This window comes from Pseudomonas salmasensis, from assembly GCF_014268375.2.
Taxonomy (GTDB): domain Bacteria; phylum Pseudomonadota; class Gammaproteobacteria; order Pseudomonadales; family Pseudomonadaceae; genus Aquipseudomonas; species Aquipseudomonas salmasensis.
Genome location: NZ_CP077083.1, coordinates 3,105,057 through 3,130,647, shown reverse-complemented (window position 1 = coordinate 3,130,647; position 25,591 = coordinate 3,105,057). Strand labels below are relative to the sequence as shown.

Below are 25,591 nucleotides of genomic sequence, written 5' to 3'. Positions count from 1 at the left end.
CGAGCTTGCTCGCGAAAAACGTTAACGATAACGCAGCGCTGTCAGACAGCCCGTGTCGCCTGTTCGATCTTCGCGAGCAAGCTCGCTCCTACAGGGCGCGATGCCACAACGCGTAATACACCCGCCCGGATTTCTGCTCCCGGTGCAGGCGCCAGCCACTGGGCAGGCCGAGCGTGGAGGGCGCGGTCTCGCTCTCAGTGTAGATCCAGGCATCCGGTGCCAGCCACTGGCGTTCTTCCAGCAGCGTGCAGACAGCCGGCAGCAGGTTCTGGTTGAACGGCGGGTCGAGGAACACTACGTCGTATTCAGTCGCTGCCTGGGTTTCCAGGTAGCGCAGCGCGTCGGCCGTCTGCACCTGGCCGGTGGTGCAACGCAGCGTGCCCAGGTGCTCCTTGAGGCTGGACACCGCCACATTGCTGGCGTCCAGCGCCTGGCCCTGGGCCGCGCCACGGGACAGCGCCTCAAGGAACAACGCGCCGCTGCCAGCGAACGGGTCCAGCACCTTGGCCCCGCCGATGTACGGCGCGAGCCAGTTGAACAGGGTTTCACGCACGCGATCGGGCGTCGGGCGCAGGCCCACGACGTCGGGGAAGCTCAGCTTGCGGCTGCCCCATTCACCGCCAATGATGCGCAGTTGGCCCACACCGTTATGCACATTGTGGACAGGTTTTTTCGGGCGAGATGAACTGGCCATTAATGCTCCGGAACCCCGAGCGGCTGCTCGGCAGGTTTATCAGTGGGGGGCGGTAGTGGCTTTTGCGCAATCGTCGGGCCGGCGGTCACGATGACCATCTTGTCGGCGCTCAAGTGTTTGTTCATTGCAGCCTTGACCTGATCGACGGTCAGGGCCTGGGATTGTTTCATGAAATCTTCCAGATAGCTCAGCGGCAGGTTGTAGAAACCCATGGCGCCCAACTGCCCGACGATATCGGCATTGCTGGCGGTGGACAGCGGGAAGCTGCCGGCCAGCTCGCGCTTGGCGTCATCCAGTTCCTTTTGCGTCGGGCCGGTCTTGAGGTAGTCAGCCAGCACGTCCTCCACCAGGCGCAAGGTGCCACCGCTCATTTCGGCGCGGGTCTGCAGGTTGATCATGAACGGGCCGCGCACCTGCATCGGTGAGAAGCCGGAGTACACGCCGTAGGTCAGGCCGCGTTTCTCTCGCACTTCGCTCATCAAACGGGTGCCGAAGCCGCTGCCGCCAAGGATCTGGTTACCCAGGGACAAGGCTGCGTAGTCCGGGTCGGCGCGGTCGATGCCCAATTGCGCAAACAGCAGGTGGGTTTGCTTGGACGGGAACTCGATACGGCTCAGGCCGGCTTTTGGCTCGGTCGGTTGAGCGATCTTGGCCATGGCCGGGCCTTTGGGCAGCGATGCCGACACTTTGGCCGTCATGGCCTCGGCTTCTGCACGGGTCAGGTCGCCGACGACCGCAATCACCGCATTGCCCGCCGCATAGGCTTTGGCATGGAACGCCTGCAACTGTGCCAGGGTAATTTTCGGCACGCTTTCTGGGGTGCCTTCGCTCGGATGCGCGTAAGGATGGTCGCCGTACAGACGCTTGAACAGCTCGATGCTCGCCAGTTTGCCGGGGTTCTGCTTCTGGTACTCGAAACCCGCCAGGATCTGGTTCTTGATGCGTGCCAGGGAGTCTGCCGGGAACGTCGGCTGGCCGATCACCTGGTTGAACAGTGACAGCGCTGCGTCACGCTTGGCGCTGTCGCTCAGGCTGCGCAGGGTCACCAGCGCCATGTCGCGGTAGGCGCCGTTGCCAAAATCGGCCCCCAGGCCTTCGAACCCGCTGGCGATCTGGCTGACGTCCTTGCCCGGCACGCCTTCGTTGAGCATGGCGTTGGTCATCAGCGCCAGGCCTGGCACGTCGCCATCCTGGCTGCTGCCGGCGGCGAACAGCAGGCGCATGTCGAACATTGGCAATTCATGGGCTTCGACGAACAGCACCTTGGCGCCTTCGGCGGTGGTCCAGGTTTGTACATCGAGCTTACGGTTGGTCGGGGCCTTGCCATCCAGTTCCGCCAGGGATTGCAGGGTGCTGGCCGTTTGGGCCTTGTCCAGGGCCTGGCTGGCGACCGACTCGCTGGGGCGCAAGAAGTAAACGGCGCTGGCCGCCATCAGGGTGACGGCGATCAAGCCGGGCAGGATCAGGCGGCTGTTTTTGCGATCACTCATGAGCGGTCTCCTCAGGCAAAACATGGGCGACGCTCAGACGTTCGCGGGTGAAATAGGTGCGTGCGGCCTTCTGGATGTCTTCCGGGGTCACGCTTTGCAGGTCGGCAAGCTCCGTGTCCATGAGCTTCCAGGACAGACCAACGGTTTCCAGGGAGCCGATGGCCGTAGCCTGGCTGGTGATGGAATCGCGCTGGTACACCAGGCCGGCAATCACCTGGGCACGGATGCGCTCCAGTTCTTCGGCGGTCGGCGGCTTGGCCTTCAACTCATCGAGCAGGCGCCACAGGCCGGCTTCGGCTTGGGCAACGGTTTTCTTCTTCTGCTGGTTCGGCGTGGCCGAGAGGGTGAACAGGCTGTCGCCACGGGTGTAGGCGTCGTAGTTGGTGGAAGCGGCGGACACCAGCTCCTCACCGCGTTCCAGCTGCTCGGAAATCCGTGCACTGTAGCCGCCGTCGAGCAGGGCCGAGATCAGACGCAGGGCCTGCACCGAACGTTTGTCTTCAGCGGTGGCCAGGCCGGGCACGTTGAAGCCCAGGAACACGCTCGGCAGTTGGGTCTGCACGTGCAGGGTCAGCAGGCGCTCGCCGGGCTCGGCCAGTTCCATCGGGATTTTTGCCGGCGGCACGTCACGCTTGGGGATCGGGCCGAAGTAACGTTGGGCGAGGTTTTTCACCTCGTCCGGGGTCACGTCGCCGACCACCACCAGGGTGGCGTTGTTCGGCACGTACCAGGATTGGTACCAGTGGCGCAGTTCCTCGACCTTCATGCGGTCCAGGTCGGCCATCCAGCCGATGGTCGGCGTGTGGTAGCCGCTGGCCGGGAACGCCATGGCCTTGAAGCGCTCGAACGCCTTGGACATCGGGTTATCGTCGGTGCGCAGGCGGCGTTCTTCCTTGATTACCTCGATTTCACGGCTGAACTCGTCGGCCGGCAGGCGCAGGCTGGCCATGCGGTCGGCTTCCAGTTCAAAGGCCACACCCAGGCGGTCACGGGCCAATACCTGGTAGTACGCGGTGTAGTCGTCGCTGGTGAAGGCGTTTTCTTCGGCGCCCAGGTCGCGCAGGATCAGCGAGGCTTCGCCGGGGCCAACCTTGGCGCTGCCCTTGAACATCATGTGTTCCAGGGCGTGGGACAAACCGGTCTGGCCCGGGGTTTCGTAGCTTGAGCCAACCTTGTACCAGACCTGGGAAACCACCACTGGCGCGCGATGATCTTCGCGCACGACCACTTTAAGGCCGTTATCGAGGGTGAATTCATGGGTGGGTTGTGGATCGGCAGCCAAAGCTGAGAGAGGCAGACAAACTGTGCTGAACAGCAGGCCTGCGGCGCGGCGGGCTAGAGCATTCATTCGTTTTTAAACCTGTTGGGCTGCCCGCTTGGTCTTAGCGTCGGCGGGCGAGGAGGTGCTAGGATACTGATCCGACCTAGGGACGGCCACTGTGGCTGTCTTGTTAAGGCCCTATTTAGGCCTTACAAAATGTTGCGCATGAACGAGCTGGCTAAAAAACAGTCTGTTACGCATCGAATTTTATTTACCGACGCGCCCTGTGGCGCGTCGCTACCTTGAGATAGCCGTCTCCATGTTTGGTTCCAACGACGACAAGAAGACCCCAGCTGCGGCTGGCGAGAAGAAAGGCCTGTTCGGATGGCTGCGCAAAAAGCCGCAGGAAACCGTCGTCGAACAGCCACAGGTTCACGCTGAACCGACCCCTGAACCCGTAATAGAAGCCGAACCGGTTGCCGAGACGCCAGTTCCGGTGGTGTTGCCGATGGCTGAGCCGGTGTTGCAGCCGGTCGTCGAGGCCGAGCCGGAACCTGCGCCTGAACCTGAGCCCGAGCACAAGCCCTGGTTGGAGCTGCCCGTGGCCGAAGAGCCCGTGGCGTTGGTTGAGGATGTTCAGGCCGAGCACGTCGTGCCGCCGATTCCTGCAGTGGTCGAGCCGGTGCCGGTAGAGGTTGTGGCTGAAATACCGCCCGTCGTTGAAGTGCCTGCACCGGTTGTTGCCGCACCTGCCGTCGTCGAGCCAGAGCCTGCCGTTGCCACCACCGAAACCAGCAAAACCGGATTCTTTGCCCGCCTCAAGCAGGGCCTGAGCAAGACCAGCGCCAGTATTGGCGAAGGCATGGCCAGCCTGTTCCTGGGCAAGAAAGTCATTGATGACGAACTGCTGGAAGACATCGAGACCCGCCTGCTCACCGCCGACGTGGGCGTTGAAGCCACCGCCGTGATCATCCAGAGCCTGACGCAGAAGGTCGCGCGCAAGCAGTTGACCGACGCCGATGCGCTGTACAAATCCCTGCAGGCCGAGCTGGCCGCCATGCTCAAACCGGTTGAAGCGCCGCTGGTGATCACGCCGAAAAAGCCGTTCGTCATCCTCGTGGTAGGCGTAAACGGCGCTGGCAAGACCACCACCATCGGCAAACTGGCCAAGAAGCTGCAGGGTGAGGGCAAGAAAGTCATGCTCGCCGCCGGTGACACCTTCCGTGCCGCAGCCGTCGAGCAGTTGCAGGTGTGGGGCGAGCGCAACAAGATCCCGGTGATCGCCCAGCACACGGGTGCCGACTCTGCGTCGGTGATCTTCGATGCCGTGCAAGCCGCCAAGGCGCGCAACATTGATGTGCTGATCGCCGATACAGCCGGCCGCCTGCATACCAAAGACAACTTGATGGAAGAGCTGAAGAAAGTGCGCCGCGTGATCGGCAAGCTCGACGCCGATGCGCCCCATGAAGTCCTGCTGGTGCTCGACGCCGGTACCGGCCAGAACGCCATCAGCCAGGCCAAGCAATTCAACCAGACGGTGCAGCTGACCGGCCTGGCATTGACTAAGCTCGACGGCACGGCCAAGGGCGGTGTGATTTTCGCCCTGGCCAAACAGTTCGGGTTGCCGATTCGTTATATCGGCGTCGGTGAAGGTATCGACGACCTGCGCACCTTTGAAGCCGAACCCTTTGTACAGGCACTGTTTGCCGAGCGGGAGCGTTCATGATTCGATTCGAACAGGTCGGTAAACGCTATGCCAACGGGCATGTGGGCTTGCATGAGCTGAGCTTTCGAGTGCGTCGCGGCGAATTCTTGTTTGTCACCGGCCATTCGGGCGCGGGCAAAAGTACGCTGTTGCGCCTGCTGCTGGCCATGGAACGCCCGACCACCGGCAAGTTGCTGCTGGCGGGCCAGGACCTGGCCACTATCAGCAATGCGCAAATTCCATTCCTGCGCCGCCAGATCGGCGTGGTGTTCCAGAACCACCAATTGCTGTTCGACCGCACGGTGTTCAACAACGTGGCCCTGCCGTTGCAGATCCTCGGGCTGTCCAAGGCCGAGATCGTCAAACGCGTGGATTCGGCCCTGGAACGCGTGGCCTTGTCGGACAAGACCGACCTCTTCCCCGGCGACCTGTCCACCGGCCAGCAACAGCGTGTCGGTATCGCCCGCGCCATCGTCCATCGCCCGGCTTTGCTGCTGGCCGACGAACCCACCGGTAACCTCGACCCGCGCCTGGCGGCCGAGATCATGGGGGTGTTCGAAGACATCAACCGCCTGGGCACCAGCGTCTTGATCGCCAGCCACGACCTGGCCCTGATTGCGCGCATGCGCCATCGCATGCTGACCCTGCAACGCGGCCGCCTGATCGGCGATGGGGAGGCTGGCGTATGAGTGCTACACGCAGCCCTAAAGTATCCGAACGGGTGGCTCCGAAGCCGGCCGACCCGCAACCGAAAAAGAAAAAACACGACGACGACGACGGCCCGGACTTCGGCACCCTGGTGCACGCCTGGATCGAAAGCCATCGCGCCAGCCTGCTGGACAGCCTGCGTCGCCTGGGCAAGCAACCGATCGGCAGCTTTTTCACCTGCCTGGTCATGGCGGTGGCCTTGAGCCTGCCGATGGGCTTGTCGCTGTTGCTTAATAATGTGGAGCGCCTGGGCGGTTCCTGGCAGCGGGCGGCGCAGATTTCGCTGTACCTGAACCTGGACACCAGCAGCAAGGAAGGCGAAGCGCTGCGCGATGACATCAAGAACATCCCGGGGGTGGCCGAGGCCGAGTACATCAGCCGCGACCAGGCCCTTGAGGAGTTCCAGCAGCAATCGGGCCTGGGCGAGGCGCTCAAGGAGCTGCCGCAGAACCCGCTGCCGGGCGTGGTGCTGGTAACGCCGAACGAGGTCGACAAGCCGGCGCTGGAAGCCCTGCGACAAAAACTCGCAGAGATGCCGAAGGTGCAACAGGCGCAACTTGATCTAGTCTGGGTAGAGCGCCTGGCCGCGATTCTCAAGCTGGGTGACCGCTTTGTGTTCGGCCTGACGGTGTTATTAGTATCTGCATTACTTTTGGTGATAGGTAATACCATTCGTCTTCATATTGAAAACCGTCGCACCGAGATAGAAGTGATTAAACTGGTGGGCGGCACAGACAGCTATGTGCGCCGGCCTTTCCTGTACATGGGCGCGCTGTATGGCCTGGGTGCGGGGATCTTGTCCTGGGGCGTACTGGCGTTTGGCCTGGATTGGTTGAACGACGCGGTTGTCGGCTTGGCCGGGCTCTACGGCAGTGATTTCGCCTTGGCCGGTGTGCCGGTAGCCGATGGTCTGAGTCTCTTGCTTGGCGCGGTGTTGTTGGGGTATATCGGTGCGTGGATTGCGGTGGCACGGCATTTACGTGAGCTGGCGCCGAAGTAGTTAATGCCAGATTAATCTGGTTTCGTTTGTATTGACCGTATCAGCGGTTTAGGGAACTTGTCCTACGGTTCCCAGGTCAATTTTCGCAGTGCTGAACTGCACGAGTTATGTGAGTCGGAGGTTTTTTCGTATGACCACTTCTTTGCAACCTGCTTATGCCTTGGTCCCGGGTGCGAACCTGGAAGCCTATGTGCACACGGTCAACAGCATTCCATTGCTGACGCCCGAGCAGGAGCGTGAACTGGCCGAGAGTCTCTACTATGAGCAGGATTTGGGGGCGGCTCGGCAGATGGTGCTCGCCCACCTGCGTTTTGTCGTACATATCGCCCGTAGCTATAGCGGCTACGGTCTGGCCCAGGCCGACCTGATTCAGGAAGGCAACGTCGGCCTGATGAAGGCTGTGAAGCGTTTCAACCCTGAAATGGGCGTGCGCCTGGTGTCGTTTGCCGTGCACTGGATCAAGGCGGAAATCCACGAGTTCATCCTGCGCAACTGGCGCATCGTGAAAGTGGCCACCACCAAGGCCCAGCGCAAGCTGTTCTTCAACCTGCGCAGCCAGAAAAAACGCCTGGCGTGGCTGAACAACGAAGAAGTCCACCGCGTGGCCGAAAGCCTCGGCGTGGAGCCGCGTGAAGTGCGCGAGATGGAAAGCCGCCTGACCGGCCATGACATGGCCTTCGACCCAGCCGCCGAAGCGGATGACGACAGCGCCTTCCAATCGCCGGCCAACTACCTGGAAGACCACCGGTACGACCCGGCGCGTCAACTGGAAGACGCCGACTGGAGCGACAACTCCAACCACAACCTGCACGAAGCGCTGGAAGTGCTGGACGACCGCAGCCGTGACATCCTCTACCAGCGCTGGCTGGCCGAGGAGAAAGCCACGCTGCACGACCTGGCGCAGAAGTACAACGTGTCGGCCGAGCGGATTCGTCAGCTTGAGAAAAGCGCGATGAACAAACTGAAGTTGTCGATCGCTGCGTAAAGCGCTGTGAACAAAAAATGCCCCGGTCGAAAGATCGGGGCATTTTTGTATGTGTTCGTAAATTTCAAATCCACCACAGTCCACTGTGGGAGCTGGCTTGCCTGCGATAGCGGTGTGTCAGTTTGCAGATAAGTTGGCTGACCTGCCCTCATCGCAGGCAAGCCAGCTCCCACAGATCCGGTATTGTGTCAGTCGGACCAGGGGGCTTTGCGGGTAGTGTTCAGCTCCACCAGGTAACCATCCCCACCTAGCTGGCTCATCTGCTGACGAATCCACGCCGCTCTGCGTGCCACATAGGCCGTCGGATGGCTGGCACTCCACACCCGTGGATTAGGCAACACCGCCGCCAGGTAACTGGCCTGCTGCCGCGAAAGGCCCTTGGCACTCACGCCAAAATGGTGCCGCGCCGCCGCCTCTGCGCCAAACACACCTTCATCCCATTCCACGCTGTTGAGGTACACCTCAAGAATCCGCTGCTTGGGCCACAACACCTCAATCAAGCCGGTAAACCAAGCCTCCAGGCCTTTACGCAAATAGCTGCGTCCGGCCCACAGAAACAGGTTTTTCGACACCTGCTGGCTCAGGGTGCTGGCACCGCGAATGGAGCCGCCGCGTTCGTTGTGCAGAATCGCCGCCTGGATCGCGCCGAAATCAAAACCCCAATGTTGCGGGAAGCGCTGGTCTTCTCCGGCCATCACCGCGACTTTGAGGTCATCGGAGATTTCATCCCACGGTACCCAGCTGCGTTGCAGGTCAATGGGTTCGCCATCTATCCAGGACTCGACCTTGCGCTCCACCATCAGCGCAGTGAACGGTGGCGGCACCACACGAAACAGCAGTACCAGCAACACACTGCCGATGGCAAACCATTTCACGACGTTGAGAAAGCGTTTGAAGAGGACACGCAGCATAGAGATGGCTTGGCCGAACCCGTTGAGCGGGCCATTATACAGACCCTGCCCGATGAGTCTGACTGGAGTTCCCCCATGCTGCGTAGCTTTCTGATGCTGGCTGCCTTTTTCGGCTTTACCGGCGTTGCGCTGGGCGCGTTCGCCGCCCACGGCCTGAAAAACCGCCTGAGCGCCGACTACCTGGCGATCTTCCATACCGGCGTGACCTACCAGTTGGTGCATGCCCTGGCATTGTTCGGCGTGGCCTTGCTGGCGGCGCATATTCCGGGCCGGTTGGTCACCTGGGCGGGTATTTCGTTTACCGTCGGTATCCTGCTGTTCTCGGGCAGCCTGTATGTGCTGACGATGACCGGCATCAGTAAACTGGGGATCATCACGCCGTTTGGCGGGCTGGCGTTCCTGCTTGGCTGGTTCTTCCTGGGCCTGGCGGCGTGGCGCTTGCAGTTTTGACCGCTTGACGCTTGGAGCTGACCTTCAGGTTCCAATCGCGCTAGAATGCGGGCCCCTAAAAACGATGGCGGCCCGTGGCATGCGCATTCAGTTGAACGGCGAACCCTTTGAACTGCCCGACGGTGAAACCGTTGCGGCCCTGCTGACCCGTCTGGACCTGACCGGGCGTCGCGTTGCAGTGGAGCTCAACCTGGATATCGTCCCGCGTAGCCAGCACGCCGAGACCTCGCTGAAAGAAAACGACCAGGTCGAAGTGGTCCACGCCATCGGCGGCGGCTAGCCCGCCACGGCCGCAACGCATTCTGCAGAACCTCATCCAACCAGAGGATTTCCCATGAGCATCGTTCGTAGCGACAAGCCTTTCGTCCTGGCCGGTCGTACCTACCAGTCCCGTCTGCTGGTCGGCACCGGCAAGTACCGCGACATGGAAGAAACCCGCCTGGCCATCGAAGCCTCGGGTGCCGAGATCGTCACCTTTGCCGTGCGCCGCACCAACCTCGGCCAGATCGAGGGCGAGCCGAACCTGCTCGAAGTGCTGTCGCCGCAGCGCTACACCTTTCTGCCAAACACCGCTGGCTGCTTCGACGCCATCGAAGCCGTGCGCACCTGCCGCCTGGCCCGTGAGCTGCTCGACGGCCACAACCTGGTGAAGCTGGAAGTGCTGGCCGACCAGAAAACCCTGTTTCCCAATGTGATCGAAACCCTCAAGGCCGCCGAAACCCTGGTCAAGGAAGGCTTCGACGTGATGGTCTACACCAGTGATGACCCGATCATCGCGCGCCAACTGGCAGAAATCGGCTGCATCGCGGTGATGCCGCTGGCCGGTCTGATCGGTTCCGGCCTGGGTATCTGCAATCCGTACAACCTGCAGATCATCCTCGAAGAAGCCAAGATCCCGGTACTGGTGGATGCGGGCGTGGGCACAGCCTCCGACGCGACCATCGCCATGGAGCTGGGCTGCGACGCCGTACTGATGAACTCGGCCATTGCCCATGCCCAGCAACCAATCATGATGGCCCAAGCCATGAACCACGCCATCGTCGCGGGCCGCCTGGCCTACCTCGCCGGGCGCATGCCGAAAAAACTCTATGCCAGCGCCTCTTCGCCGCTGGATGGTCTGATCAAGTAAGAGCTATTGATGACTGAATCAAACGAAACGCCGAACACCGTGGAAGAGGGCGACGAGTCCAAGCACCGCCGCATCAAGAGTTTTGTGATGCGCGCCGGTCGCATGACCGAAGGCCAACAAAAGGGCCTGGAGCAAGGTACGCCGCTGTTCGTGTTGCCCCTGGCCGATGCGCCGGTGGACTACGACCAAGTGTTTGGCCGTTCGGCCCCGCGCTCCCTGGAAATCGGTTTCGGCATGGGCCATTCCCTGCTGGAAATGGCCGCAGCCGCGCCCGAGCAGGATTTCATCGGTGTGGAAGTCCACCGCCCCGGCGTTGGCGCACTGCTTAACGGTGTGCTGACCCAAGGCCTGAAAAACCTGCGGGTCTACGACTGCGACGCGATTGAAGTGCTCAACCGCTGCATCGCCGACAACAGCCTCGACCGCCTGATGCTGTTCTTCCCCGACCCATGGCACAAGGCCCGTCACCACAAGCGCCGCATCGTCCAGGCCTCCTTCGCGGAGCTGGTGCGCAGCAAGCTGAAAGTGGGCGGCATCCTGCACATGGCCACCGACTGGGAACCGTATGCGCAATACATGCTGGAAGTGATGAACGTCGCCCCCGGCTACCGCAACCTGGCCGAAGACGGCAAATGCGTACCACGCCCGGCCGAGCGGCCGATCACCAAGTTCGAACGCCGTGGCGAGCGGTTGGGGCATGGGGTGTGGGATTTGAAGTTCGAGAAGCAATAAACTGTAGGAGCGAGCTTGCTCGCGAAAAACGTCAACGGTAACGCAGCGTTATCAGATAGCCTGCGTCGCCTATGGATTCTTCGCGAGCAAGCTCGCTCCTACAGGGGGTTGGGGTCAGCGGCGGTCTGCAACAACGCCAATCAACACCAGCACCACGATCAACACCGGTGCCAGGCTGTAGTTATTGAACTGGCTCAACCCCCGCACAATCCACGGCGTGGCGTAGATCAACGCCGCGCCGCTGCCGATCAGGCACAGCAGGGCCATCAAGGGCACGCGCAAGGCGCCGGCGATGCTGCCCAGGCGCGCTTCGACCCAGCCCTTGATGTCGGCGCCAAACAGCACCAGCAAACAGCCCACAAGGGCCAACGAGATTTCCGACAGGTTGCTACGGCTCCAGCGGGATACGGTGGCGAGCAGGTCGAGTACCAGATCCATTCGATTTCCTTAAGAGCTATCAGCTCAAAAACTTCTGCAACAGGTCATTGAGAAAGAGTTGCCCACGGTCGGTGGCCGCCAGGCGTGACGGTTCGACCTGCATTAATCCACTTTGTTCTGCCTCGCGGCGGCCTTCATCGAGGCTCGCCAGATCAAGGCCGGTGCGCTCGGCGTAGAGCTTGGCATCAACCCCTTCGGTGAGGCGCAGCGCGTTCATCAGGAACTCGAACGGCAGTTCATCGTTGGTCAGTTCTTTCGCGCCGGCCTGGAAGCTTTTGGCCGGGTTGAGGTAGTCCTTCGGAGCACGGGTTTTCCAGGTGCGCACGATGCGCCCGTCCGGGTGGCTGAGCTTGCCGTGGGCGCCGGCGCCGATGCCGATAAAGTCGCCAAAGCTCCAGTAATTGAGGTTATGCCGCGCCGGCCGCCCCGGTTGGGCGTAGGCCGAGACTTCATATTGTGCGTAACCGTGTTCGGCGAGCAGTGCCTGGCCGGCTTCCTGGATATCCCACAGCGTGTCGTCTTCCGGCAGCGCGGGTGGCTGGTTCCAGAACACGGTGTTGGGTTCCAGGGTCAGTTGGTACCAGGACAGGTGCGTGGGCTTGAGTGCAATGGCCTGGCGCAGGTCACCTAGGGCGTCGTCCAGGGACTGGTTGGGCAAGCCGTGCATCAAGTCCAGGTTGAAGTTGTCGAACCCGGCCTGGCGCGCCATGCCTGCGGCGCGCACGGCTTCATCGCCATTGTGGATGCGGCCCAGGGCTTCAAGCTTCTCTTGCTGGAAGCTCTGGATGCCGATGGACAGGCGATTGATCCCCAGCTTGCGGTACGCCACGAACTTCTCTTGTTCGAACGTCCCGGGGTTTGCTTCCAGAGTGATCTCGATATCGTCGGCAAACGGGATGCGCGCTTCAACGCCCTTGAGCAAGCGCCCCAGCGCGGCGGCGCTGAACAGGCTGGGCGTGCCGCCGCCAAAGAAGATCGAGCTCAGCTCCCTGCCATACACGGCGTGCAGGTCTTGGTCCAGGTCGGCCAGCAAGGCGTCCACATACTCTTCTTCCGGCAGCACTTTGCTCGCGGTATGGGAGTTGAAGTCGCAATACGGGCATTTGCGCACGCACCACGGAATGTGGATGTACAGCGCCAGGGGCGGCAGATGGGGCAGGGCCGCCCGTGGTGTTTGCGCGCCACCGTGAATCAGCGGCTGCGCAGAGGTGTTCTGGGTCATTTCAAACCCAGGCGCTGGCGCAGTAATGCCATGGCGCGGGCGCGGTGGCTGATCTGGTTCTTGTCGGCCGGGCTCAGTTCGGCGCTGGACACATTGCGCTCCGGCACCCAGAACAGCGGGTCATAGCCAAACCCATGCTCACCGCTGGCGGCTTGCAGAATGCGCCCGTGCCACAGGCCTTCACACAGGATCGGCAACGGGTCATCGGCGTGCCGCACCAGGGCCAGCACGCAGACGAACTGCGCACCACGCTCGGCCTGCGGCACGTCCTTGAGGGCGTCGAGCAGCTTGGCGTTGTTGGCCGCGTCGCCCTTGCCGTCGGCGTAACGGGCCGAGTAGATGCCAGGGGCGCCGCCGAGGAAATCCACGGCCAGGCCCGAATCATCCGCCAGGGCCGGCAAGCCGGAGATACGTGCGGCATTGCGGGCCTTGAGGATGGCATTCTCGACGAACGACAGGCCGGTCTCTTCCGGTTCGACCTGGCTGAACTCGCCAATCGAACGCAGGTGCACAGACTCGCCGAGCATGGCCTGCAGTTCTTTGAGTTTGCCGGCGTTGTGGCTGGCGAGTACGAGTTGGGTAAGGTTCATCATTGGGCCGGGAACAGTTCTTGGTTGAATTGGAAGCCGTGGGCCTTGCCGCCGGTTTCAACATTGATGGTGAAGGTCTTGTATTCCCGTTGCGTCACGGTGTAAGGCGCGAGGTAGCTGATGCCGCCTTTCTCTTCGATCTGCTTGAACGTCAGGATCTCGCTCTTGCCACCCAGGTCCTTGATGGTACCGGTGACTTGCGCGGCCACTGGGCTTACGCCCTTGATCACGGTGACGTTGATCAACCCCTTCTCCTTGCTGCGCACCACGCCGACTTTCTGGGCGGTCTCGGGTGGCAGGAAGCTTGAAGTGAAGGTGTTGTAATGAACGGTGATATCGCCGAAGTCTTTTTTGCGATTAGCGTCGATAGTGTCGGCGGCCATGGCGCTGGCGCCCAGGCATGCGGTCAATAGAAAAATAGCCAAACGACTCATGAACGTCCCTCTTGAAGATGATTAGACGGCAACTTTGTGGTCGGTCAGGCCAGGACTGCTGACCCGGTAAATACCAATTTCGCCCAACAGGTTGGGCCATAGCTTACTCGCCCAGCCGTGGCGGTGCTGTTGATCGACGGCAAGGCGGTTGATCACCTTGGCTTCACGCTCGCCACACAGGGCTTCGAAGTCTTCGAAGGTGCAGAAGTGGATGTTCGGCGTGTTGTACCAAGTGTACGGCAGGAAGTCGGAGACCGGCATGCGCCCCTTGGTGGCCAGGTACCAACGGCAGCGCCAGTGGCCAAAGTTGGGGAAGGTGATGATGCATTGGCGGCCCACGCGCAGCATTTCGTCGAGGATGCGGTCCGGGTAGTGCACCGCTTGCAGGGCTTGGGTCATCACCACGATATCGAAGCTGTTGCTGGCAAAGTTGCCCAGCCCCTTGTCCAGGTCCTGCTCGATCACGTTGATGCCCTTGGCCACGCACTGGGCGATGTTGTCCGGGTCGTTTTCCAGGCCGTAGCCGGTGACTTGCTTGTGATCGCGCAGCCAGCTCAGCAGTTCGCCGTCGCCGCAGCCCAGGTCGAGCACGCGGCTGCCGGCGGGGATCCAGTCTTGGATGATTTCCAGGTCGGCTCTCATGGCGTTCTCACAAAGTAATGCGGTTCATGTAGTTACTGAACGCCTGCAGGTAGCGTGGGATCGGAATCAGGAAGGCGTCGTGGCCTTGCGGTGCATCGATCTCCAGGTAGCAGACGTCTTTCTTGGCGGCCATCAGGGCATCCACCAGCTCACGGGAGCGTGCCGGCGAAAAGCGCCAGTCGGTGGTGAACGACATCACGCAGAACTTGGCCGTGGCGTGCTCGAAGGTTTTTGCCAGGTCGTCATCGTGGTTGGCGGCGGGGTCGAAGTAGTCCAGAGCCTTGGTCATCAGCAGGTAGGTGTTGGCGTCAAAGCGCCCCGAGAATTCCTCGCCCTGGTAACGCAGGTAGCTTTCCACCTGGAACTCGACGCTGTGGAAGTCGTAGTTGAGCTTCTCGCTCTTGAGGCCACGGCCGAATTTCTCGCCCATGGAATCGTCGGACAGGTAGGTGATGTGGCCGACCATCCGCGCCAGCATCAAGCCACGCTTGGGGATCACGCCCGCTTCCTGGAACGAACCGCCGTGGAACTCGGGGTCGGTGAGGATCGCCTGGCGCGCCACTTCGTTGAAGGCGATGTTCTGCGCCGACAACTTGGGCGCCGAGGCGATAGCCAGGCAATGACGCACGCGGTCTGGGTAAGTGATGGTCCATTGCAGGGCCTGCATGCCGCCCAGGCTGCCGCCAATCACGGCGGCCCACTGGCTGATGCCCAGCAGGTCGGCCAGGCGTGCCTGGCTGTGCACCCAGTCTTCCACGGTCAGCACCGGGAAGTCGGCGCCGAATGGTTTGCCGGTTTCCGGGTTGAGGCTGCTGGGGCCGGTGGAGCCGTTGCAGCCGCCGAGGTTGTTCAGGCTGACCACAAAGAACTTATGGGTGTCGATGGGCTTGCCAGGGCCGATGCAACTGTCCCACCAGCCGGGCTTGCGGTCGTCAACGCTATGGAAACCGGCGGCGTGATGATGGCCGGACAAGGCATGGCAGATCAGCACGGCGTTGCTCGCCGTGGCGTTCAGTTGGCCATAGGTTTCGTAGATCAGGTCGTAGGCTGGCAACGAACGGCCGCAGGCCAGGGCCAGGGGTTCGCTGAAATGCGCCACTTGTGGCACGACCAGTCCAACAGAATCGGGGGGGAAGGCAGCTGGCATCGACCCTGCTCTCGTTTAAATGAGGCGTAAGTCTAAAGAGCGGGGACCCTAGCGGCAAGCAAAGGTCGGGGGGGGGGGTAAGCGCATTGCTTTGTGTAGGAGCGAGCTTGCTCGCGAAAAACCTGAGAACGCAGTTGGGTTTCAGGTTTCTCGCGTTATCGTTCACGTTCTTCGCGAGCAAGCTCGCTCCTACAGGTCAGATCAGGCCAAACAACTCTTTTGGCATGTAGGCAAAGTAGGCCAGGCGTGGAATCACCCAGCTTTGCAGCAGCTGAATCACGATAAACGCGAAGATCGGCGAGATATCCAGGCCACCCAGGTTCGGGATCAGGCGACGGAAGGGTGCCAGCACGGGTTCGGTGATTTGAGCCACCAACTCGGCACCCGGGCTACGGCTGCCCGGTGCGACCCAGGACAGGATCACGCTGATGATCATCGACCAGAAAATGATCTTCAGGAACAGCGAGAAAATCCCGATCAGGCCCCATGGCAACAGCAGCACGGTGAAGGCCTGGTAGCCATTGAGCATCAGGATCACCACGAACAGCAAAATCTGCAGCAACAGCGCCAGCACCAGCGACGACATGTCCAGGCCGAACAGGCTCGGGATCACCCGGCGCAGCGGCTTGAGCAGCGGTTGGGTGGCCTTCACCACGAACTGGCACAGCGGGTTGTAGAAGTTCGCGCGCACCAGTTGCAGGATAAAGCGCATCAGCACGATCAGCAGGTACAGGCTGCCCAGGGTCTGGATGATGAAAATGGCAGCGTCATTGATTCCGAGCATGTTTGATTACCTTGGTAAGGGACGACTATTTGCCCAGTTGCTCAGCCATCTCGGCTGAACGATGTGCGGCGGCACCCAGTGCTGTTTCCACCAGGGCTTCAAAGCCCCCGGCCTGGAACGACTCGATAGCCGCTTGTGTGGTGCCACCTGGCGAGGTGACGCGACGGCGCAGTTCGGCGGCATCCACCTCGCTGCCGACTGCCATCTTCGCAGCGCCAAGGGCGGTTTGTTCGGCCAGTTGCTCGGCCACGTCGTGGGGCAGGCCCAGCTTGACGCCGGCGGCCGTCATGGCCTCGATCAACAGGAAGAAGTAGGCCGGGCCGCTGCCGGAGACGGCGGTGACCGCATCCAGTTGCTGTTCCTGCTCCAGCCACACAGCGATGCCCACCGCAGACAGCAGTTCCTGGGCCTGGTCACGTTGCTGTTCGGTCACTTCGCCAGTGGCATACAAACCGCTGACGCCCTGGCGCAGCAGCGCCGGGGTGTTGGGCATGCAGCGCACAATGGGCTGGGCGCCGAGCCAGTTGGTCATGCTGGCGCAGGTGATGCCAGCGGCAATCGACACCACCAGTTGATGGGGTTGCAGGCTCGGGCGCAGGCTCTCGCACACGGCCTTCATGGCCTGAGGCTTGACCGCCAGCACGATCACATCGACGCCGTGGATGGCCTCGGCGTTATCGGCAAAGGTTTTTATGCCGTGTTCGGCGCTGACGCGCTCGCGGGTCTCGGCACCGGGGTCGCTGGCGCGGATCTGCTCGGCGTCCAGGCCCTTGGCCCGTAGGCCACCGATCAGGCTGGCCGCCATGTTACCGGCGCCGATAAAGGCTATACGCGTGTTGCTCATGACAGGTCCTTATTTCGAGGGATGTCAGCCATTTCACGGCTGGCCGTAGTCGCGGGCGCCAAACAGGGCAGTACCGATCCGCACCCAGGTGGCGCCTTGGGCAATGGCCGACTCAAGGTCGTGGCTCATGCCCATGGAAAGTGTGTCCAGCGCCAGGTTCAAGCTGGCTTGCAAGTCACGCACCGTGGCAAACGCCGCATCCTGCTCGGCCCGGTCTTCAGTCGGCTCGGGAATCGCCATCAAGCCCCGCAGCTTCAAGCGCGGCAGGGCGCTGATCGCCGTGGCCAGGGCCGGCAGGTCGGCGGGTGTGCAGCCGGATTTGCTGGCTTCGCCACTGACATTGACCTGGATGCAGATATTGAGCGGCGGCAGGTCGGCCGGGCGTTGTTCGGACAGGCGTTGTGCGATTTTCAGGCGGTCCACGGAATGCACCCAAGCGAAGTGCTCGGCGATGGCGCGAGTCTTGTTCGATTGAATGGGGCCGATGAAGTGCCAACTCAAGGGCAGGTCGGTTAAATCTGCCTGTTTGCCCAGGGCTTCCTGCAGGTAGTTTTCACCAAAGTCGCGCAGCCCGGCGGCATAGGCTTCGCGCACTGCCTGCGCGGGTTTGGTCTTGCTCACGGCCAGCAGGTGGATGCTGCTTGCGTCACGTTGCACGGCGTCGGCTGCGGCGCGGATGCGCTGGCTAACCTGGCCGATGTTGTCTGCTATCGTCGACATTCAAGATGCGCCCGTGGATATGGAGTCCGCGGCATTCTACTGGAAATGGAAAGCCCTATGGATATCACGCAATTGCTGACGGCCAGCGTAAGCCGAGGCGCCTCAGACCTGCATCTGTCAGCCGGCCTGGCACCGATGCTGCGCATTGATGGCGAGGTTTGGCCCCTGGAGGGGCCGGCGCTGAACGCTACCCAAGTGGTCGACTTATTGAGCCCGTTGCTGAATAAACATCAACAAAAGGATTTCGAAACATCTCTTGAAACGGATTTTGCCTTCGAGTTGCCGGGTGTGGCCCGCTTCCGGGCGAACGTGTTCCGCCAGGATCGCGGCGTGGGTGCGGTGTTCCGGGCTATTGCGACTGAGGTCCAGAGCCTGGAAGCGTTGGGGTTGGGCGAGGTGTTCCAGCGAATCGCCCGCCTTCCTCGCGGCCTGGTGCTGGTGACCGGGCCTACCGGCTCCGGCAAATCCACGACCCTGGCGGCGATGATCGACGACCTCAACCGGCATCGGCGCCAGCATATCCTCACGCTGGAAGACCCCATCGAGTTTATCCACAGGCCGAAAATGGCCCTGGTCAACCAGCGCCAGGTGCATCGCGACACCCACAGTTTTTCGGTGGCCCTGCGTTCAGCCCTGCGCGAAGACCCGGATGTGATCCTGGTAGGTGAATTGCGCGATCTGGAAACCATCCGCCTGGCGCTGACGGCGGCAGAGACCGGGCACCTGGTGTTTGGCACCTTGCACACCTCGTCGGCGGTAAAGACGGTGGACCGGCTGGTAGACGTCTTCCCGGCCGGGGAAAAGGCCATGGTCCGCTCGATGCTGTCGGAGTCGTTGCAGGCGGTGGTCCCTCAGGTGCTGGTGAAGAAGGTGGGCGGTGGGCGCGTGGCCGCCCATGAAATCATGCTGGGCACCCCGGCGATTCGTAACTTGATTCGCGAAGACAAGGTGGCGCAGATGGTTTCGGCTATTCAGACCGGTGGGGCGTTGGGGATGAAGACTCTGGATATGAGTTTGAAGGCGTTGGTCGGCGCGGGAGTGATTAGCCGGGAAGAGGCGCGGGAGAAGGCGAGGGTGCCGGCAGATATCTAAAACGCACAGACACGCAATGTGGGAGCTGGCTTGCCTGCGACAGCGGACTGTCAGGCACTCTCTCTGCCAACTGACCTCCCGTCATCGCAGGCAAGCCAGCTCCCACATTTGATTGCATTTCAAATGGGGAGCTTCAGTGGCGCCTGGCTTAGCGCTGCACGATCCGCAGGTTGCTGTTCTGCTCTTTAGGCAGTACCCGCTTGGCAATCACGTAGTTCTTGTTCCAGAACGGCTTTTTCAGCGTGTCGATGCTTACCGACTTGCCACGGCGCGGTGCGTGGATAAAGCGGTCGTTGCCCAGGTAGATGGCAACGTGGTTGACCTGGCGGCTCTTGAGCTTGAAGAACAACAGGTCGCCGGGTTTCAGGTCCTTGCGGTCTACCTTCAACCCATGGCCGGCCGCCATGGCGTTGGAGGTGCGTGGCAGGTCCACCGCTTTTACATCGTTAAATGCATATTTCACCAGCCCGCTGCAGTCGAACCCTTTACTTGGGCTGCTGCCGCCCCAACGATAAGGTGTACCGAGCACGTTGACGGCACGGCTCAAGACGTTGCTGCTTTGCTTGGTGTTCACGGCCAGTTGGGTGGAAAGCGCTTTGCCGTTGGCCTTGCTCAGTTGAGTCGGGCGGCTGACGGTCGGCTTTGCCGATTTGGCAGTGCTGGGCGTGCTATGGACTTTAGGGGTGAAACCGTTAACGTTCGGAAGTCGTTGCTCACGATTGGTGGCGTGGGCGGCCAGTGGCATTAATAGGCAAATGGTTAGCCATGTCTTGAAAAATGGTCGCATTAGGCGTGGCTCTTATGGGTTTGCGCGCAACTTTATAACAGCTTTTTGTGCTGTTCTCAGGCCGTTTGTCGACTGAACCTTGGGGTCAAATTCAGGAAAAACGCGACGATTCGCCGCAATTGTCCTACACAAGGCAGGCGGTACAAGGCTTTGAGGGCAGGAAGATACCATTTACCGTACGTCGGGCGCCCGTAAAAAAGTCACAAAGAAAATGAAAAAATTTATCTATCGAAGCAAAAGAGGTCCTTCATGAACACCTATCAACAGGTTGGTCAGCAGCACGATACCCACAGTAAGGCAATTGGTTACCTGCTGTGGATTTTCGGATTCACCGGGGCTCATCGCTTTTATTACGGCAAGCCGGTGACCGGTACGATCTGGTTTTTCACGTTCGGCTTGCTGGGTATTGGCTGGCTGATCGACTTGTTCCTGATCCCGGCCATGGACCGTGAAGCCGACCTGCGGTTTACCGCTGGGCCCATCGAATACAACGTGGCCTGGATTCTGTTGGCGTTCCTGGGGGTGTTCGGTGTGCACCGTATGTATCAGGGCAAATGGATCACCGGCCTGATCTACCTGCTGACCGGCGGTTTGTTCCTGATTGGGGTGCTGTATGACTTCTGGACGTTGAACACGCAGATTTCGATCCGCAATGCCGAGCGCAATAGCGGCCGCTGAATAACCTGTAGGAGCGAGCTTGCTCGCGAAGAACGTCAACGATGACGTAGTGCTAACAGATAGCCTTCGTCGCCTATACGTTTTTCGCGAGCAAGCTCGCTCCTACAGTTTTGGCCGCATCAAGCCTGGTAGCTGATCCGCCCATCCATCAAGGTGTACCGCACCGTCGCCGGCAGGCTGTGGCCGATGAACGGGCAGTTTTCGCCCTTGGACAACCAGCGCTCCCCGGCCACCGTCGAGCTTGCCAGGTCGAACAGCACCAGGTCCGCCGGTGAGCCCACCGCCAACTGGCCTGCCGGCAAACGCAGGGCCTCGGCCGGGCCGGCGCTCAGGCGTGCCAGCAGTGTCGGCAGGTCCAGCAAGCCGTCTTCGACCAGCGTCATCGCCAATGGCAGCAACAACTCCACACTGCTGATGCCCGGCTCGGTCGCGCCAAACGGTGCCAGCTTGGCGTCTCGCTCGTGAGGTTGGTGATGGCTGGAAATCGCCGACACCACACCCGACTTCACCGCCGCACGCAAACCATCACGGTCAGCCTTGGTGCGCAGCGGGGGCTGTACGTGGTACAGGCTGGAGAAGTCGATCAGCGCCTCATCCGTCAGGATCAGTTGGTACAGGGCGACGTCCGCAGTTACCCGCAAGCCACGGGCCTGGGCCTGGGCGATCAGGGCCACGCCCCGGGCGCTGGTCAACTGGCTGAAATGCGCACGCACGCCGCTTTGTTCCACCAGCAACAGGTCACGGGCGAGGGCCACGGTTTCTGCGGTTTCCGGAATGCCCGGCAGGCCGAGGAAGCTGGCCACTGCGCCTTCATGGGCCAGGCCACCTTCGGCCAGGTCGCGGTCCTGGGAATGGAAGATCACCGTCAAGTCGAACGTGGCCGCGTATTCCAGGGCGCGGCACAAGGTGCGCGTGCTGCGAAAGCTTTCCAGGCCATTGCCGAAGGCCACGCAACCGGCGTCACGCAGGGCGATCAGTTCGGCGAGTTGTTCGCCATCCAGGCCCTTGCTCAAGGCGCCAATGGGAAACACTTTGCAATTGCCGGCTTCGCGGGCGCGGTCCAGGATCAGCTCGGTCACGGCCGACGTGTCCAGCACCGGCTTGGTATTGGGCGGGCAGCACAGGCTGGTCACGCCACCGGCTGCGGCGGCTTGGGTTTCACTGGCGATGTTGCCTTTGCGGCTGTAGCCCGGCTCGCGCAGGGCCACATTCAAGTCCACCAGCCCAGGCGCGGCCACCAGGCCCTTGGCGTCGATGCTCTGGCCGGCGTTGAAGCCTGCGGGCGCGGCGCCGATGGCGACGATCTTGCCGGCGTCCAGGTGTAGATCGGTAACTTGGTCCAGGCCACTGGCCGGGTCGATGACTCGGGCGCCGAGAATGCTGAGCTTCACTGGGCCTGCTCCTGCTCGAATTGACGTTGCGCGGTTTGCCCGCTCATGGCCATGGACAGCACGGCCATGCGCACGGCGATGCCGTAGGTCACTTGGTTGAGAATCACCGACTGCGGACCGTCGGCCACCGCCGACTCGATTTCCACGCCGCGGTTGATCGGCCCCGGGTGCATCACGATGGCATCCGGCTTGGCCTTGGCCAGGCGTGCGGTGGTCAGGCCGAACAGGCGGTAGAACTCACCTTCGCTGGGCAACAAGCCACCGGCCATGCGCTCGCGTTGCAGGCGCAGCATGATCACCACGTCCACATCCTTGAGGCCCTCGGCCATGTCGGTGTAGACCTTCACGCCATACTGTTCGATGCCGATGGGCAGCAAGGTCTTGGGCGCGATCACGCGAATATCCGGGCAACCCAGGGCCTTGAGGGCCAGCATGTTCGAACGTGCTACCCGCGAATGCAGGATGTCGCCGACGATGGCCACCGAGAGGTTTTCAAAGCTGCCTTTGTGCCGACGAATGGTGAGCATGTCGAGCATGCCCTGGGTCGGGTGCGCGTGGCGGCCGTCGCCGCCATTGATGATTGCCACGTTCGGGCACACATGCTCGGCGATGAAATGCGCAGCGCCGGAGTCGCCGTGGCGTACCACGAACATGTCGGCCGCCATGGCTTCCAGGTTGCGCAGGGTGTCGAGCAGGGTTTCGCCCTTGCTTGCCGACGAGGTGGACACGTTCAGCGTGATCACATCGGCCGACAGCCGCTGGGCCGCCAGTTCAAAGGTGGTGCGGGTGCGGGTGGAGTTCTCGAAGAACACGTTGCAGATGGTTTTACCGCGCAGCAGCGGGACTTTCTTCACCGCCCGGCCACCGACTTCCAGGAACGAGTCGGCAGTGTCGAGAATTTCGGTGAGCAGTTCGCGGGGCAAACCGTCGAGGGACAAGAAGTGTTGCAACTGGCCCTGAGCATTGAGCTGCAGCGGGCGCTTGGCATCTAGAGGCGTCATCGCGGGGACTCTGTACAAGGCGGTTTAAAGGGCAAGGTCTTGCAGTTCGAGTTCGAGCGGCGTGGGACCGGACAATTTTACCCGCTGCTGGGGTGCAAGTGACAGGGTCGCGCCCACCACGTCCGGGCTGATCGGCAGCTCGCCGGCATCCAGGTCCAGCAGGCACACCAGGGTCACGCTGGCCGGGCGGCCATAGTCGAACAACTCGTTCAGGGCGGCGCGGATGGTGCGGCCGCTCATCAGCACGTCGTCGATCAGTACCAGGTGCTGGCCTTCGATCTCGAAAGGCAGGGCCGAAGGGCGCACTTGTGGGTGCAGGCCGTTCTGGCTGAAATCGTCGCGGTAGAAAGACACGTCCAGGGTGCCCAGGGGCGAATCACTACCCAGCTCTTCCAGCAATGCCTGGGCCACCCACACGCCACCGGTGCGTATGCCGATAAAACGCGGTTCGCTGATGGCACGGTGTTCCAGGTGCGCCTTGAGGCGTATCGCCATCTGGCTGATCAGTTCGGCAGGGTTCGGCAAGCTCATGGTGGCTCCTTGTTAAGTGTGTAGGAGCGAGCTTGCTCGCGAAAAACGTCAACGATAACGCGTGAAAACCTGGAAGTGCGCGGTGCCTGTGAGTTCTTCGCGAGCAAGCTCGCTCCTACAAAAACGGCATAGCAGCAAGCCGCGTCAGTCAGGATTCAAATAAAGCGGTGTTTTCATCCAGCCAGCCCTGCAACAGCAAGGCGGCGGCGATGGCGTCCACCGGGTTGTCGCGATAGCTGCCTTTTTGCCCGCCACGGTCACGGCGCTCACCCTTGGCTTCAAAGGTGGTGAGGCGTTCGTCGTGGGTATAGAAGGGCAGGTTGTAGCGGCCATTGAGGCGGCGCGCGAACTTCTCGGCGCGCAGGCACATGTCACTGGGGGTGCCATCCATGTTCAGGGGCAGGCCGACCACCACCGCGTCAGGCTTCCATTCTTTGATGAGCGCTTCGACCTGGTTCCAGTCCGGCACGCCGTTCTGGGCCTTGAGGGTGCACAGCTCGCGGGCCTGGCCGGTGATGACCTGGCCAACCGCGACGCCGATCTGTTTGGTGCCGTAGTCAAAACCGAGGATCAGACGCAAAGCCATCAGGCGTGTCCCGCCTGGCTGGTCAGCAGGCTGAGGTTGACCCGCAGCTTGGCCGCGGCCGCTTCCAGGCGCAGTTCGCTGGCGGTGTTGAACAGGATGTCAGCGTCGAACGGGCAGGTCAGCCAGGCATTGCTGGCCAGTTCGGCCTCCAGCTGCCCGGCTTCCCAACCGGCGTAGCCCAGGGTGATCACACTTTGCTCAGGGCCGACGCCGTCGGCGATGGCGAACAGCACGTCCTGGGACGTGGACAGTGACACGCCTTCAAGGTCTACCGTGGCCTGGTACTTCGGCCCGGTGGGGTGCAATACAAAACCGCGATCGGTCTGCACTGGCCCGCCGATGTAGATCGGCACGTGCTGGCAGCTTGCCGGCGGGTCGATTTCCGGGCGCAGTTGCTCAAGGATATCGGCCAGGTTCAGCTCCTGCGGGCGGTTGACCACCAACCCCATGGCACCATTGGCCGTGTGCTCGACGATGTAGGTCAAGGTCTGCGCAAAGTTCGGGTCGGCCATATGGGGCATGGCGATCAGGAATTGGTGCTTGAGGTAAGTCGGGCTGACGTTTTTCATGTCCGCTAGTGTGGCGTTGGAGGGGCGAACTGACAAGTGTAGGAGCGAGCTTGCTCGCGAAGATCGTCAACGATTACGCGTGCATTCTGAATGAGCGCGTCGGCCTGGCGTTTTTCGCGAGCAAGATCGCTCCTACAAGGCGACAGCATCAGTTACTGGACAACCGGTCGCCCTTGGCGAACCGCCAGGTGCGGATGATTTCCAGGCGGTCCACGTCGTTCAAGTCGCCGCTGAACGGCGCAAAGGGCGCGGCCAGCCGTACGATGCGTTGCGCGGCCTGGTCCAGCAGCGGTTGGCCGGAGGACTCCAGCACCTGCACTTCATATAGCGAGCCGTCACGGTTGATCGACACCAGTAAGCGCAAATTGCCATAAATCTGCTGGCGCCGCGCCTCGTCCGGGTAGTTGAGGTTGCCAATGCGTTCGACCTTCTTGCGCCACTCGTCCTTATACCAGGCGCCTTTGTCGCGCATGGTTGAGGCGGCGTTCAGGCGGTAGATGCGCGGGCGCTTGGCATACAGCTGTTGTTCATGGGCCAGTTCGGCTTCCAGGCTGGAAATTTCGTCGGACAACGTCGAACTGTCGAACGTCGGCGCAGGTTTCACCGGTTCGGGCTTGGGCTCGGTCTTGGCCTTTTCGCGCTGGGTCGGGGCTTTTTGCGGCTTGGGCGCGACGGTGGTCACTGCGGCCTTGGGCGCGGCCTGCTTGACCTCGGGCTTGGGCGCCGGCGGCGGGGTGACCTTCTTGACCTGGTTGTCGTGGAAGGGCGCCACTTCGGTGGTCTTGGGTACGGCTTTCTTGTCGAGGGTGCCGCTGCCCTGCTGGTTGTCCTGGGCGAGAAAGTCAGCCTTTTCGGGCTTCTTTTCGCTCTTGAACGTGGCGAGGGTGATTTCCAGGGTCTTGGTGATCTGCTTGGGTTCGACCAGGGTGAACCCCACGCCCAGGAGCAGGGCGAGGTGAATCAGCGCAGCGAGAAACAGGGTAAAACCGAGACGATCAGCCGGGCGCACGCCGCTATGGGTGAATTCGGGGGGCAGATCGGACGGGAGTGTCATGACAAGAAAACCAACA

Annotated in this window: 30 protein-coding genes; 10 read left to right on the top strand and 20 right to left on the bottom strand. The window is 61.6% G+C overall.

The genetic code is table 11. From position 1 onward, the window contains the following. Positions 1 to 88: 88 nt before the first annotated feature. The 3 genes from rsmD to HU731_RS14035 are packed head-to-tail and all read right to left on the bottom strand — an operon-like array spanning position 89 to position 3,532. Entirely contained in the window at positions 89 to 694 is a 606-nt protein-coding gene (gene rsmD, locus HU731_RS14045; protein ID WP_003195120.1) for a 16S rRNA (guanine(966)-N(2))-methyltransferase RsmD, read from the bottom strand. Continuing rightward, positions 694 to 2,184 (bottom strand): M16 family metallopeptidase, encoded by a 1,491-nt coding sequence (locus tag HU731_RS14040; RefSeq protein WP_186607265.1) that lies wholly within the window; start codon positions 2,182 to 2,184, stop codon positions 694 to 696. The genes rsmD and HU731_RS14040 overlap by 1 nt, the downstream gene beginning before the upstream one ends. Continuing rightward, positions 2,177 to 3,532 carry a M16 family metallopeptidase gene (locus HU731_RS14035; RefSeq protein ID WP_003195117.1) on the bottom strand — a complete coding sequence of 452 codons (1,356 nt, stop codon included), beginning with the start codon at positions 3,530 to 3,532 and terminating at the stop codon, positions 2,177 to 2,179. Before HU731_RS14035 ends, HU731_RS14040 begins: the two co-directional genes overlap by 8 nt. Before the next feature lie 232 nt (positions 3,533 to 3,764). On the opposite strand from HU731_RS14035, the gene ftsY reads away from it, so the two are divergent. From ftsY to rpoH, 4 genes are all read left to right on the top strand, one after another. Further along, the gene (ftsY, locus tag HU731_RS14030) at positions 3,765 to 5,171 is read left to right on the top strand and encodes a signal recognition particle-docking protein FtsY (protein ID WP_186607266.1); all 1,407 of its coding nucleotides are present in this window, start codon (positions 3,765 to 3,767) and stop codon (positions 5,169 to 5,171) included. Continuing rightward, entirely contained in the window at positions 5,168 to 5,839 is a 672-nt protein-coding gene (gene ftsE, locus HU731_RS14025; protein ID WP_003195112.1) for a cell division ATP-binding protein FtsE, read from the top strand. Before ftsY ends, ftsE begins: the two co-directional genes overlap by 4 nt. Then, positions 5,836 to 6,858, top strand: a complete 1,023-nt coding sequence (gene ftsX / locus HU731_RS14020; protein WP_054897584.1) for a permease-like cell division protein FtsX — start codon at positions 5,836 to 5,838, stop codon at positions 6,856 to 6,858. The genes ftsE and ftsX overlap by 4 nt, the downstream gene beginning before the upstream one ends. Positions 6,859 to 6,988: 130 nt before the next feature. Beyond that, complete coding sequence (gene rpoH, locus HU731_RS14015; RefSeq protein ID WP_003176698.1) at positions 6,989 to 7,843, top strand: RNA polymerase sigma factor RpoH; 855 nt, start codon at positions 6,989 to 6,991, stop codon at positions 7,841 to 7,843. A gap of 188 nt (positions 7,844 to 8,031) precedes the next feature. Here the strand turns inward: rpoH and mtgA are convergent, their stop codons facing one another. Further along, a complete protein-coding gene (gene mtgA, locus HU731_RS14010; RefSeq protein ID WP_186607267.1) occupies positions 8,032 to 8,754 on the bottom strand; it encodes a monofunctional biosynthetic peptidoglycan transglycosylase in 723 nt (240 codons plus the stop codon). 75 nt (positions 8,755 to 8,829) lie between these two features. Between mtgA and HU731_RS14005 the strand changes: the two genes are divergently transcribed. The 4 genes from HU731_RS14005 to trmB all read left to right on the top strand — a co-directional run bounded on the left by HU731_RS14005 (position 8,830) and on the right by trmB (position 11,065). Further along, positions 8,830 to 9,204, top strand: a complete 375-nt coding sequence (locus HU731_RS14005; RefSeq protein ID WP_186607268.1) for a DUF423 domain-containing protein — start codon at positions 8,830 to 8,832, stop codon at positions 9,202 to 9,204. 79 nt (positions 9,205 to 9,283) lie between these two features. Next, positions 9,284 to 9,484, top strand: coding sequence for a sulfur carrier protein ThiS (gene thiS, locus HU731_RS14000; RefSeq protein WP_032878918.1), 201 nt, complete (start codon positions 9,284 to 9,286; stop codon positions 9,482 to 9,484). A 54-nt stretch (positions 9,485 to 9,538) separates the two neighbouring features. Next, positions 9,539 to 10,333 carry a thiazole synthase gene (locus tag HU731_RS13995; RefSeq protein WP_186607269.1) on the top strand — a complete coding sequence of 265 codons (795 nt, stop codon included), beginning with the start codon at positions 9,539 to 9,541 and terminating at the stop codon, positions 10,331 to 10,333. A gap of 9 nt (positions 10,334 to 10,342) precedes the next feature. Then, a complete protein-coding gene (gene trmB / locus HU731_RS13990) occupies positions 10,343 to 11,065 on the top strand; it encodes a tRNA (guanosine(46)-N7)-methyltransferase TrmB (RefSeq protein WP_186607270.1) in 723 nt (240 codons plus the stop codon). A gap of 114 nt (positions 11,066 to 11,179) precedes the next feature. Here trmB and HU731_RS13985 read toward each other — a convergent pair whose 3' ends face one another. The 9 genes from HU731_RS13985 to HU731_RS13945 all read right to left on the bottom strand — a co-directional run bounded on the left by HU731_RS13985 (position 11,180) and on the right by HU731_RS13945 (position 17,886). Then, on the bottom strand, positions 11,180 to 11,503 hold the full coding sequence (locus tag HU731_RS13985; RefSeq protein WP_003195099.1) for a DUF3392 domain-containing protein: 324 nt from the start codon (positions 11,501 to 11,503) through the stop codon (positions 11,180 to 11,182). A gap of 19 nt (positions 11,504 to 11,522) precedes the next feature. Further along, complete coding sequence (gene hemW, locus HU731_RS13980; protein ID WP_225931667.1) at positions 11,523 to 12,725, bottom strand: radical SAM family heme chaperone HemW; 1,203 nt, start codon at positions 12,723 to 12,725, stop codon at positions 11,523 to 11,525. Further along, the gene (gene rdgB, locus HU731_RS13975) at positions 12,722 to 13,318 is read right to left on the bottom strand and encodes an RdgB/HAM1 family non-canonical purine NTP pyrophosphatase (protein WP_138762066.1); all 597 of its coding nucleotides are present in this window, start codon (positions 13,316 to 13,318) and stop codon (positions 12,722 to 12,724) included. The genes hemW and rdgB overlap by 4 nt, the downstream gene beginning before the upstream one ends. After that, a complete protein-coding gene (locus tag HU731_RS13970; RefSeq protein ID WP_032894709.1) occupies positions 13,315 to 13,749 on the bottom strand; it encodes a DUF4426 domain-containing protein in 435 nt (144 codons plus the stop codon). The genes rdgB and HU731_RS13970 overlap by 4 nt, the downstream gene beginning before the upstream one ends. A 21-nt stretch (positions 13,750 to 13,770) precedes the next feature. After that, positions 13,771 to 14,391 carry a methionine biosynthesis protein MetW gene (gene metW, locus HU731_RS13965; protein WP_003195091.1) on the bottom strand — a complete coding sequence of 207 codons (621 nt, stop codon included), beginning with the start codon at positions 14,389 to 14,391 and terminating at the stop codon, positions 13,771 to 13,773. A 7-nt stretch (positions 14,392 to 14,398) separates the two neighbouring features. Further along, entirely contained in the window at positions 14,399 to 15,538 is a 1,140-nt protein-coding gene (metX, locus tag HU731_RS13960; RefSeq protein ID WP_044269556.1) for a homoserine O-succinyltransferase MetX, read from the bottom strand. Between the two features lie 196 nt (positions 15,539 to 15,734). Continuing rightward, on the bottom strand, positions 15,735 to 16,322 hold the full coding sequence (locus HU731_RS13955) for a YggT family protein (RefSeq protein ID WP_003195087.1): 588 nt from the start codon (positions 16,320 to 16,322) through the stop codon (positions 15,735 to 15,737). Between the two features lie 25 nt (positions 16,323 to 16,347). Beyond that, positions 16,348 to 17,166, bottom strand: a complete 819-nt coding sequence (gene proC, locus HU731_RS13950; protein WP_069557449.1) for a pyrroline-5-carboxylate reductase — start codon at positions 17,164 to 17,166, stop codon at positions 16,348 to 16,350. A 33-nt stretch (positions 17,167 to 17,199) separates the two neighbouring features. Next, complete coding sequence (locus HU731_RS13945; RefSeq protein WP_186607271.1) at positions 17,200 to 17,886, bottom strand: YggS family pyridoxal phosphate-dependent enzyme; 687 nt, start codon at positions 17,884 to 17,886, stop codon at positions 17,200 to 17,202. A 57-nt stretch (positions 17,887 to 17,943) separates the two neighbouring features. Between HU731_RS13945 and HU731_RS13940 the strand changes: the two genes are divergently transcribed. Beyond that, positions 17,944 to 18,978 carry a type IV pilus twitching motility protein PilT gene (locus tag HU731_RS13940; RefSeq protein ID WP_186607272.1) on the top strand — a complete coding sequence of 345 codons (1,035 nt, stop codon included), beginning with the start codon at positions 17,944 to 17,946 and terminating at the stop codon, positions 18,976 to 18,978. Between the two features lie 148 nt (positions 18,979 to 19,126). Here HU731_RS13940 and HU731_RS13935 read toward each other — a convergent pair whose 3' ends face one another. After that, on the bottom strand, positions 19,127 to 19,765 hold the full coding sequence (locus tag HU731_RS13935) for a C40 family peptidase (protein ID WP_032894719.1): 639 nt from the start codon (positions 19,763 to 19,765) through the stop codon (positions 19,127 to 19,129). 249 nt (positions 19,766 to 20,014) lie between these two features. Between HU731_RS13935 and HU731_RS13930 the strand changes: the two genes are divergently transcribed. After that, entirely contained in the window at positions 20,015 to 20,443 is a 429-nt protein-coding gene (locus HU731_RS13930) for an NINE protein (RefSeq protein ID WP_020301920.1), read from the top strand. A 119-nt stretch (positions 20,444 to 20,562) separates the two neighbouring features. Here HU731_RS13930 and HU731_RS13925 read toward each other — a convergent pair whose 3' ends face one another. The 6 genes from HU731_RS13925 to HU731_RS13900 form a co-directional block, all read right to left on the bottom strand. Further along, positions 20,563 to 21,834: a dihydroorotase gene (locus HU731_RS13925; protein WP_034128939.1), complete on the bottom strand. Its 1,272-nt coding sequence runs from the start codon at positions 21,832 to 21,834 to the stop codon at positions 20,563 to 20,565. Continuing rightward, entirely contained in the window at positions 21,831 to 22,835 is a 1,005-nt protein-coding gene (locus tag HU731_RS13920; RefSeq protein WP_014720325.1) for an aspartate carbamoyltransferase catalytic subunit, read from the bottom strand. Before HU731_RS13920 ends, HU731_RS13925 begins: the two co-directional genes overlap by 4 nt. A gap of 24 nt (positions 22,836 to 22,859) precedes the next feature. Next, positions 22,860 to 23,366 carry a bifunctional pyr operon transcriptional regulator/uracil phosphoribosyltransferase PyrR gene (pyrR, locus tag HU731_RS13915; RefSeq protein WP_116667662.1) on the bottom strand — a complete coding sequence of 169 codons (507 nt, stop codon included), beginning with the start codon at positions 23,364 to 23,366 and terminating at the stop codon, positions 22,860 to 22,862. 148 nt (positions 23,367 to 23,514) lie between these two features. Continuing rightward, the gene (ruvX, locus tag HU731_RS13910; RefSeq protein ID WP_003195067.1) at positions 23,515 to 23,952 is read right to left on the bottom strand and encodes a Holliday junction resolvase RuvX; all 438 of its coding nucleotides are present in this window, start codon (positions 23,950 to 23,952) and stop codon (positions 23,515 to 23,517) included. Next, positions 23,952 to 24,521 carry a YqgE/AlgH family protein gene (locus HU731_RS13905; protein WP_032894725.1) on the bottom strand — a complete coding sequence of 190 codons (570 nt, stop codon included), beginning with the start codon at positions 24,519 to 24,521 and terminating at the stop codon, positions 23,952 to 23,954. Before HU731_RS13905 ends, ruvX begins: the two co-directional genes overlap by 1 nt. Positions 24,522 to 24,669: 148 nt before the next feature. Further along, positions 24,670 to 25,575 carry an energy transducer TonB gene (locus tag HU731_RS13900; protein WP_047711988.1) on the bottom strand — a complete coding sequence of 302 codons (906 nt, stop codon included), beginning with the start codon at positions 25,573 to 25,575 and terminating at the stop codon, positions 24,670 to 24,672. Positions 25,576 to 25,591: the final 16 nt, after the last annotated feature.

What these genes read in the sequence shown, in the direction of transcription:
- rsmD (WP_003195120.1), bottom strand. Translation starts at nt 694, where the DNA reads ATGGCCAGTTCATCTCGCCCGAAAAAACCTGTCCACAATGTGCATAAC.
- HU731_RS14040 (WP_186607265.1), bottom strand. Translation starts at nt 2,184, where the DNA reads ATGAGTGATCGCAAAAACAGCCGCCTGATCCTGCCCGGCTTGATCGCC.
- HU731_RS14035 (WP_003195117.1), bottom strand. Translation starts at nt 3,532, where the DNA reads ATGAATGCTCTAGCCCGCCGCGCCGCAGGCCTGCTGTTCAGCACAGTT.
- ftsY (WP_186607266.1), top strand. Translation starts at nt 3,765, where the DNA reads ATGTTTGGTTCCAACGACGACAAGAAGACCCCAGCTGCGGCTGGCGAG.
- ftsE (WP_003195112.1), top strand. Translation starts at nt 5,168, where the DNA reads ATGATTCGATTCGAACAGGTCGGTAAACGCTATGCCAACGGGCATGTG.
- ftsX (WP_054897584.1), top strand. Translation starts at nt 5,836, where the DNA reads ATGAGTGCTACACGCAGCCCTAAAGTATCCGAACGGGTGGCTCCGAAG.
- rpoH (WP_003176698.1), top strand. Translation starts at nt 6,989, where the DNA reads ATGACCACTTCTTTGCAACCTGCTTATGCCTTGGTCCCGGGTGCGAAC.
- mtgA (WP_186607267.1), bottom strand. Translation starts at nt 8,754, where the DNA reads ATGCTGCGTGTCCTCTTCAAACGCTTTCTCAACGTCGTGAAATGGTTT.
- HU731_RS14005 (WP_186607268.1), top strand. Translation starts at nt 8,830, where the DNA reads ATGCTGCGTAGCTTTCTGATGCTGGCTGCCTTTTTCGGCTTTACCGGC.
- thiS (WP_032878918.1), top strand. Translation starts at nt 9,284, where the DNA reads ATGCGCATTCAGTTGAACGGCGAACCCTTTGAACTGCCCGACGGTGAA.
- HU731_RS13995 (WP_186607269.1), top strand. Translation starts at nt 9,539, where the DNA reads ATGAGCATCGTTCGTAGCGACAAGCCTTTCGTCCTGGCCGGTCGTACC.
- trmB (WP_186607270.1), top strand. Translation starts at nt 10,343, where the DNA reads ATGACTGAATCAAACGAAACGCCGAACACCGTGGAAGAGGGCGACGAG.
- HU731_RS13985 (WP_003195099.1), bottom strand. Translation starts at nt 11,503, where the DNA reads ATGGATCTGGTACTCGACCTGCTCGCCACCGTATCCCGCTGGAGCCGT.
- hemW (WP_225931667.1), bottom strand. Translation starts at nt 12,725, where the DNA reads ATGACCCAGAACACCTCTGCGCAGCCGCTGATTCACGGTGGCGCGCAA.
- rdgB (WP_138762066.1), bottom strand. Translation starts at nt 13,318, where the DNA reads ATGATGAACCTTACCCAACTCGTACTCGCCAGCCACAACGCCGGCAAA.
- HU731_RS13970 (WP_032894709.1), bottom strand. Translation starts at nt 13,749, where the DNA reads ATGAGTCGTTTGGCTATTTTTCTATTGACCGCATGCCTGGGCGCCAGC.
- metW (WP_003195091.1), bottom strand. Translation starts at nt 14,391, where the DNA reads ATGAGAGCCGACCTGGAAATCATCCAAGACTGGATCCCCGCCGGCAGC.
- metX (WP_044269556.1), bottom strand. Translation starts at nt 15,538, where the DNA reads ATGCCAGCTGCCTTCCCCCCCGATTCTGTTGGACTGGTCGTGCCACAA.
- HU731_RS13955 (WP_003195087.1), bottom strand. Translation starts at nt 16,322, where the DNA reads ATGCTCGGAATCAATGACGCTGCCATTTTCATCATCCAGACCCTGGGC.
- proC (WP_069557449.1), bottom strand. Translation starts at nt 17,166, where the DNA reads ATGAGCAACACGCGTATAGCCTTTATCGGCGCCGGTAACATGGCGGCC.
- HU731_RS13945 (WP_186607271.1), bottom strand. Translation starts at nt 17,886, where the DNA reads ATGTCGACGATAGCAGACAACATCGGCCAGGTTAGCCAGCGCATCCGC.
- HU731_RS13940 (WP_186607272.1), top strand. Translation starts at nt 17,944, where the DNA reads ATGGATATCACGCAATTGCTGACGGCCAGCGTAAGCCGAGGCGCCTCA.
- HU731_RS13935 (WP_032894719.1), bottom strand. Translation starts at nt 19,765, where the DNA reads ATGCGACCATTTTTCAAGACATGGCTAACCATTTGCCTATTAATGCCA.
- HU731_RS13930 (WP_020301920.1), top strand. Translation starts at nt 20,015, where the DNA reads ATGAACACCTATCAACAGGTTGGTCAGCAGCACGATACCCACAGTAAG.
- HU731_RS13920 (WP_014720325.1), bottom strand. Translation starts at nt 22,835, where the DNA reads ATGACGCCTCTAGATGCCAAGCGCCCGCTGCAGCTCAATGCTCAGGGC.
- pyrR (WP_116667662.1), bottom strand. Translation starts at nt 23,366, where the DNA reads ATGAGCTTGCCGAACCCTGCCGAACTGATCAGCCAGATGGCGATACGC.
- ruvX (WP_003195067.1), bottom strand. Translation starts at nt 23,952, where the DNA reads ATGGCTTTGCGTCTGATCCTCGGTTTTGACTACGGCACCAAACAGATC.
- HU731_RS13905 (WP_032894725.1), bottom strand. Translation starts at nt 24,521, where the DNA reads ATGAAAAACGTCAGCCCGACTTACCTCAAGCACCAATTCCTGATCGCC.
- HU731_RS13900 (WP_047711988.1), bottom strand. Translation starts at nt 25,575, where the DNA reads ATGACACTCCCGTCCGATCTGCCCCCCGAATTCACCCATAGCGGCGTG.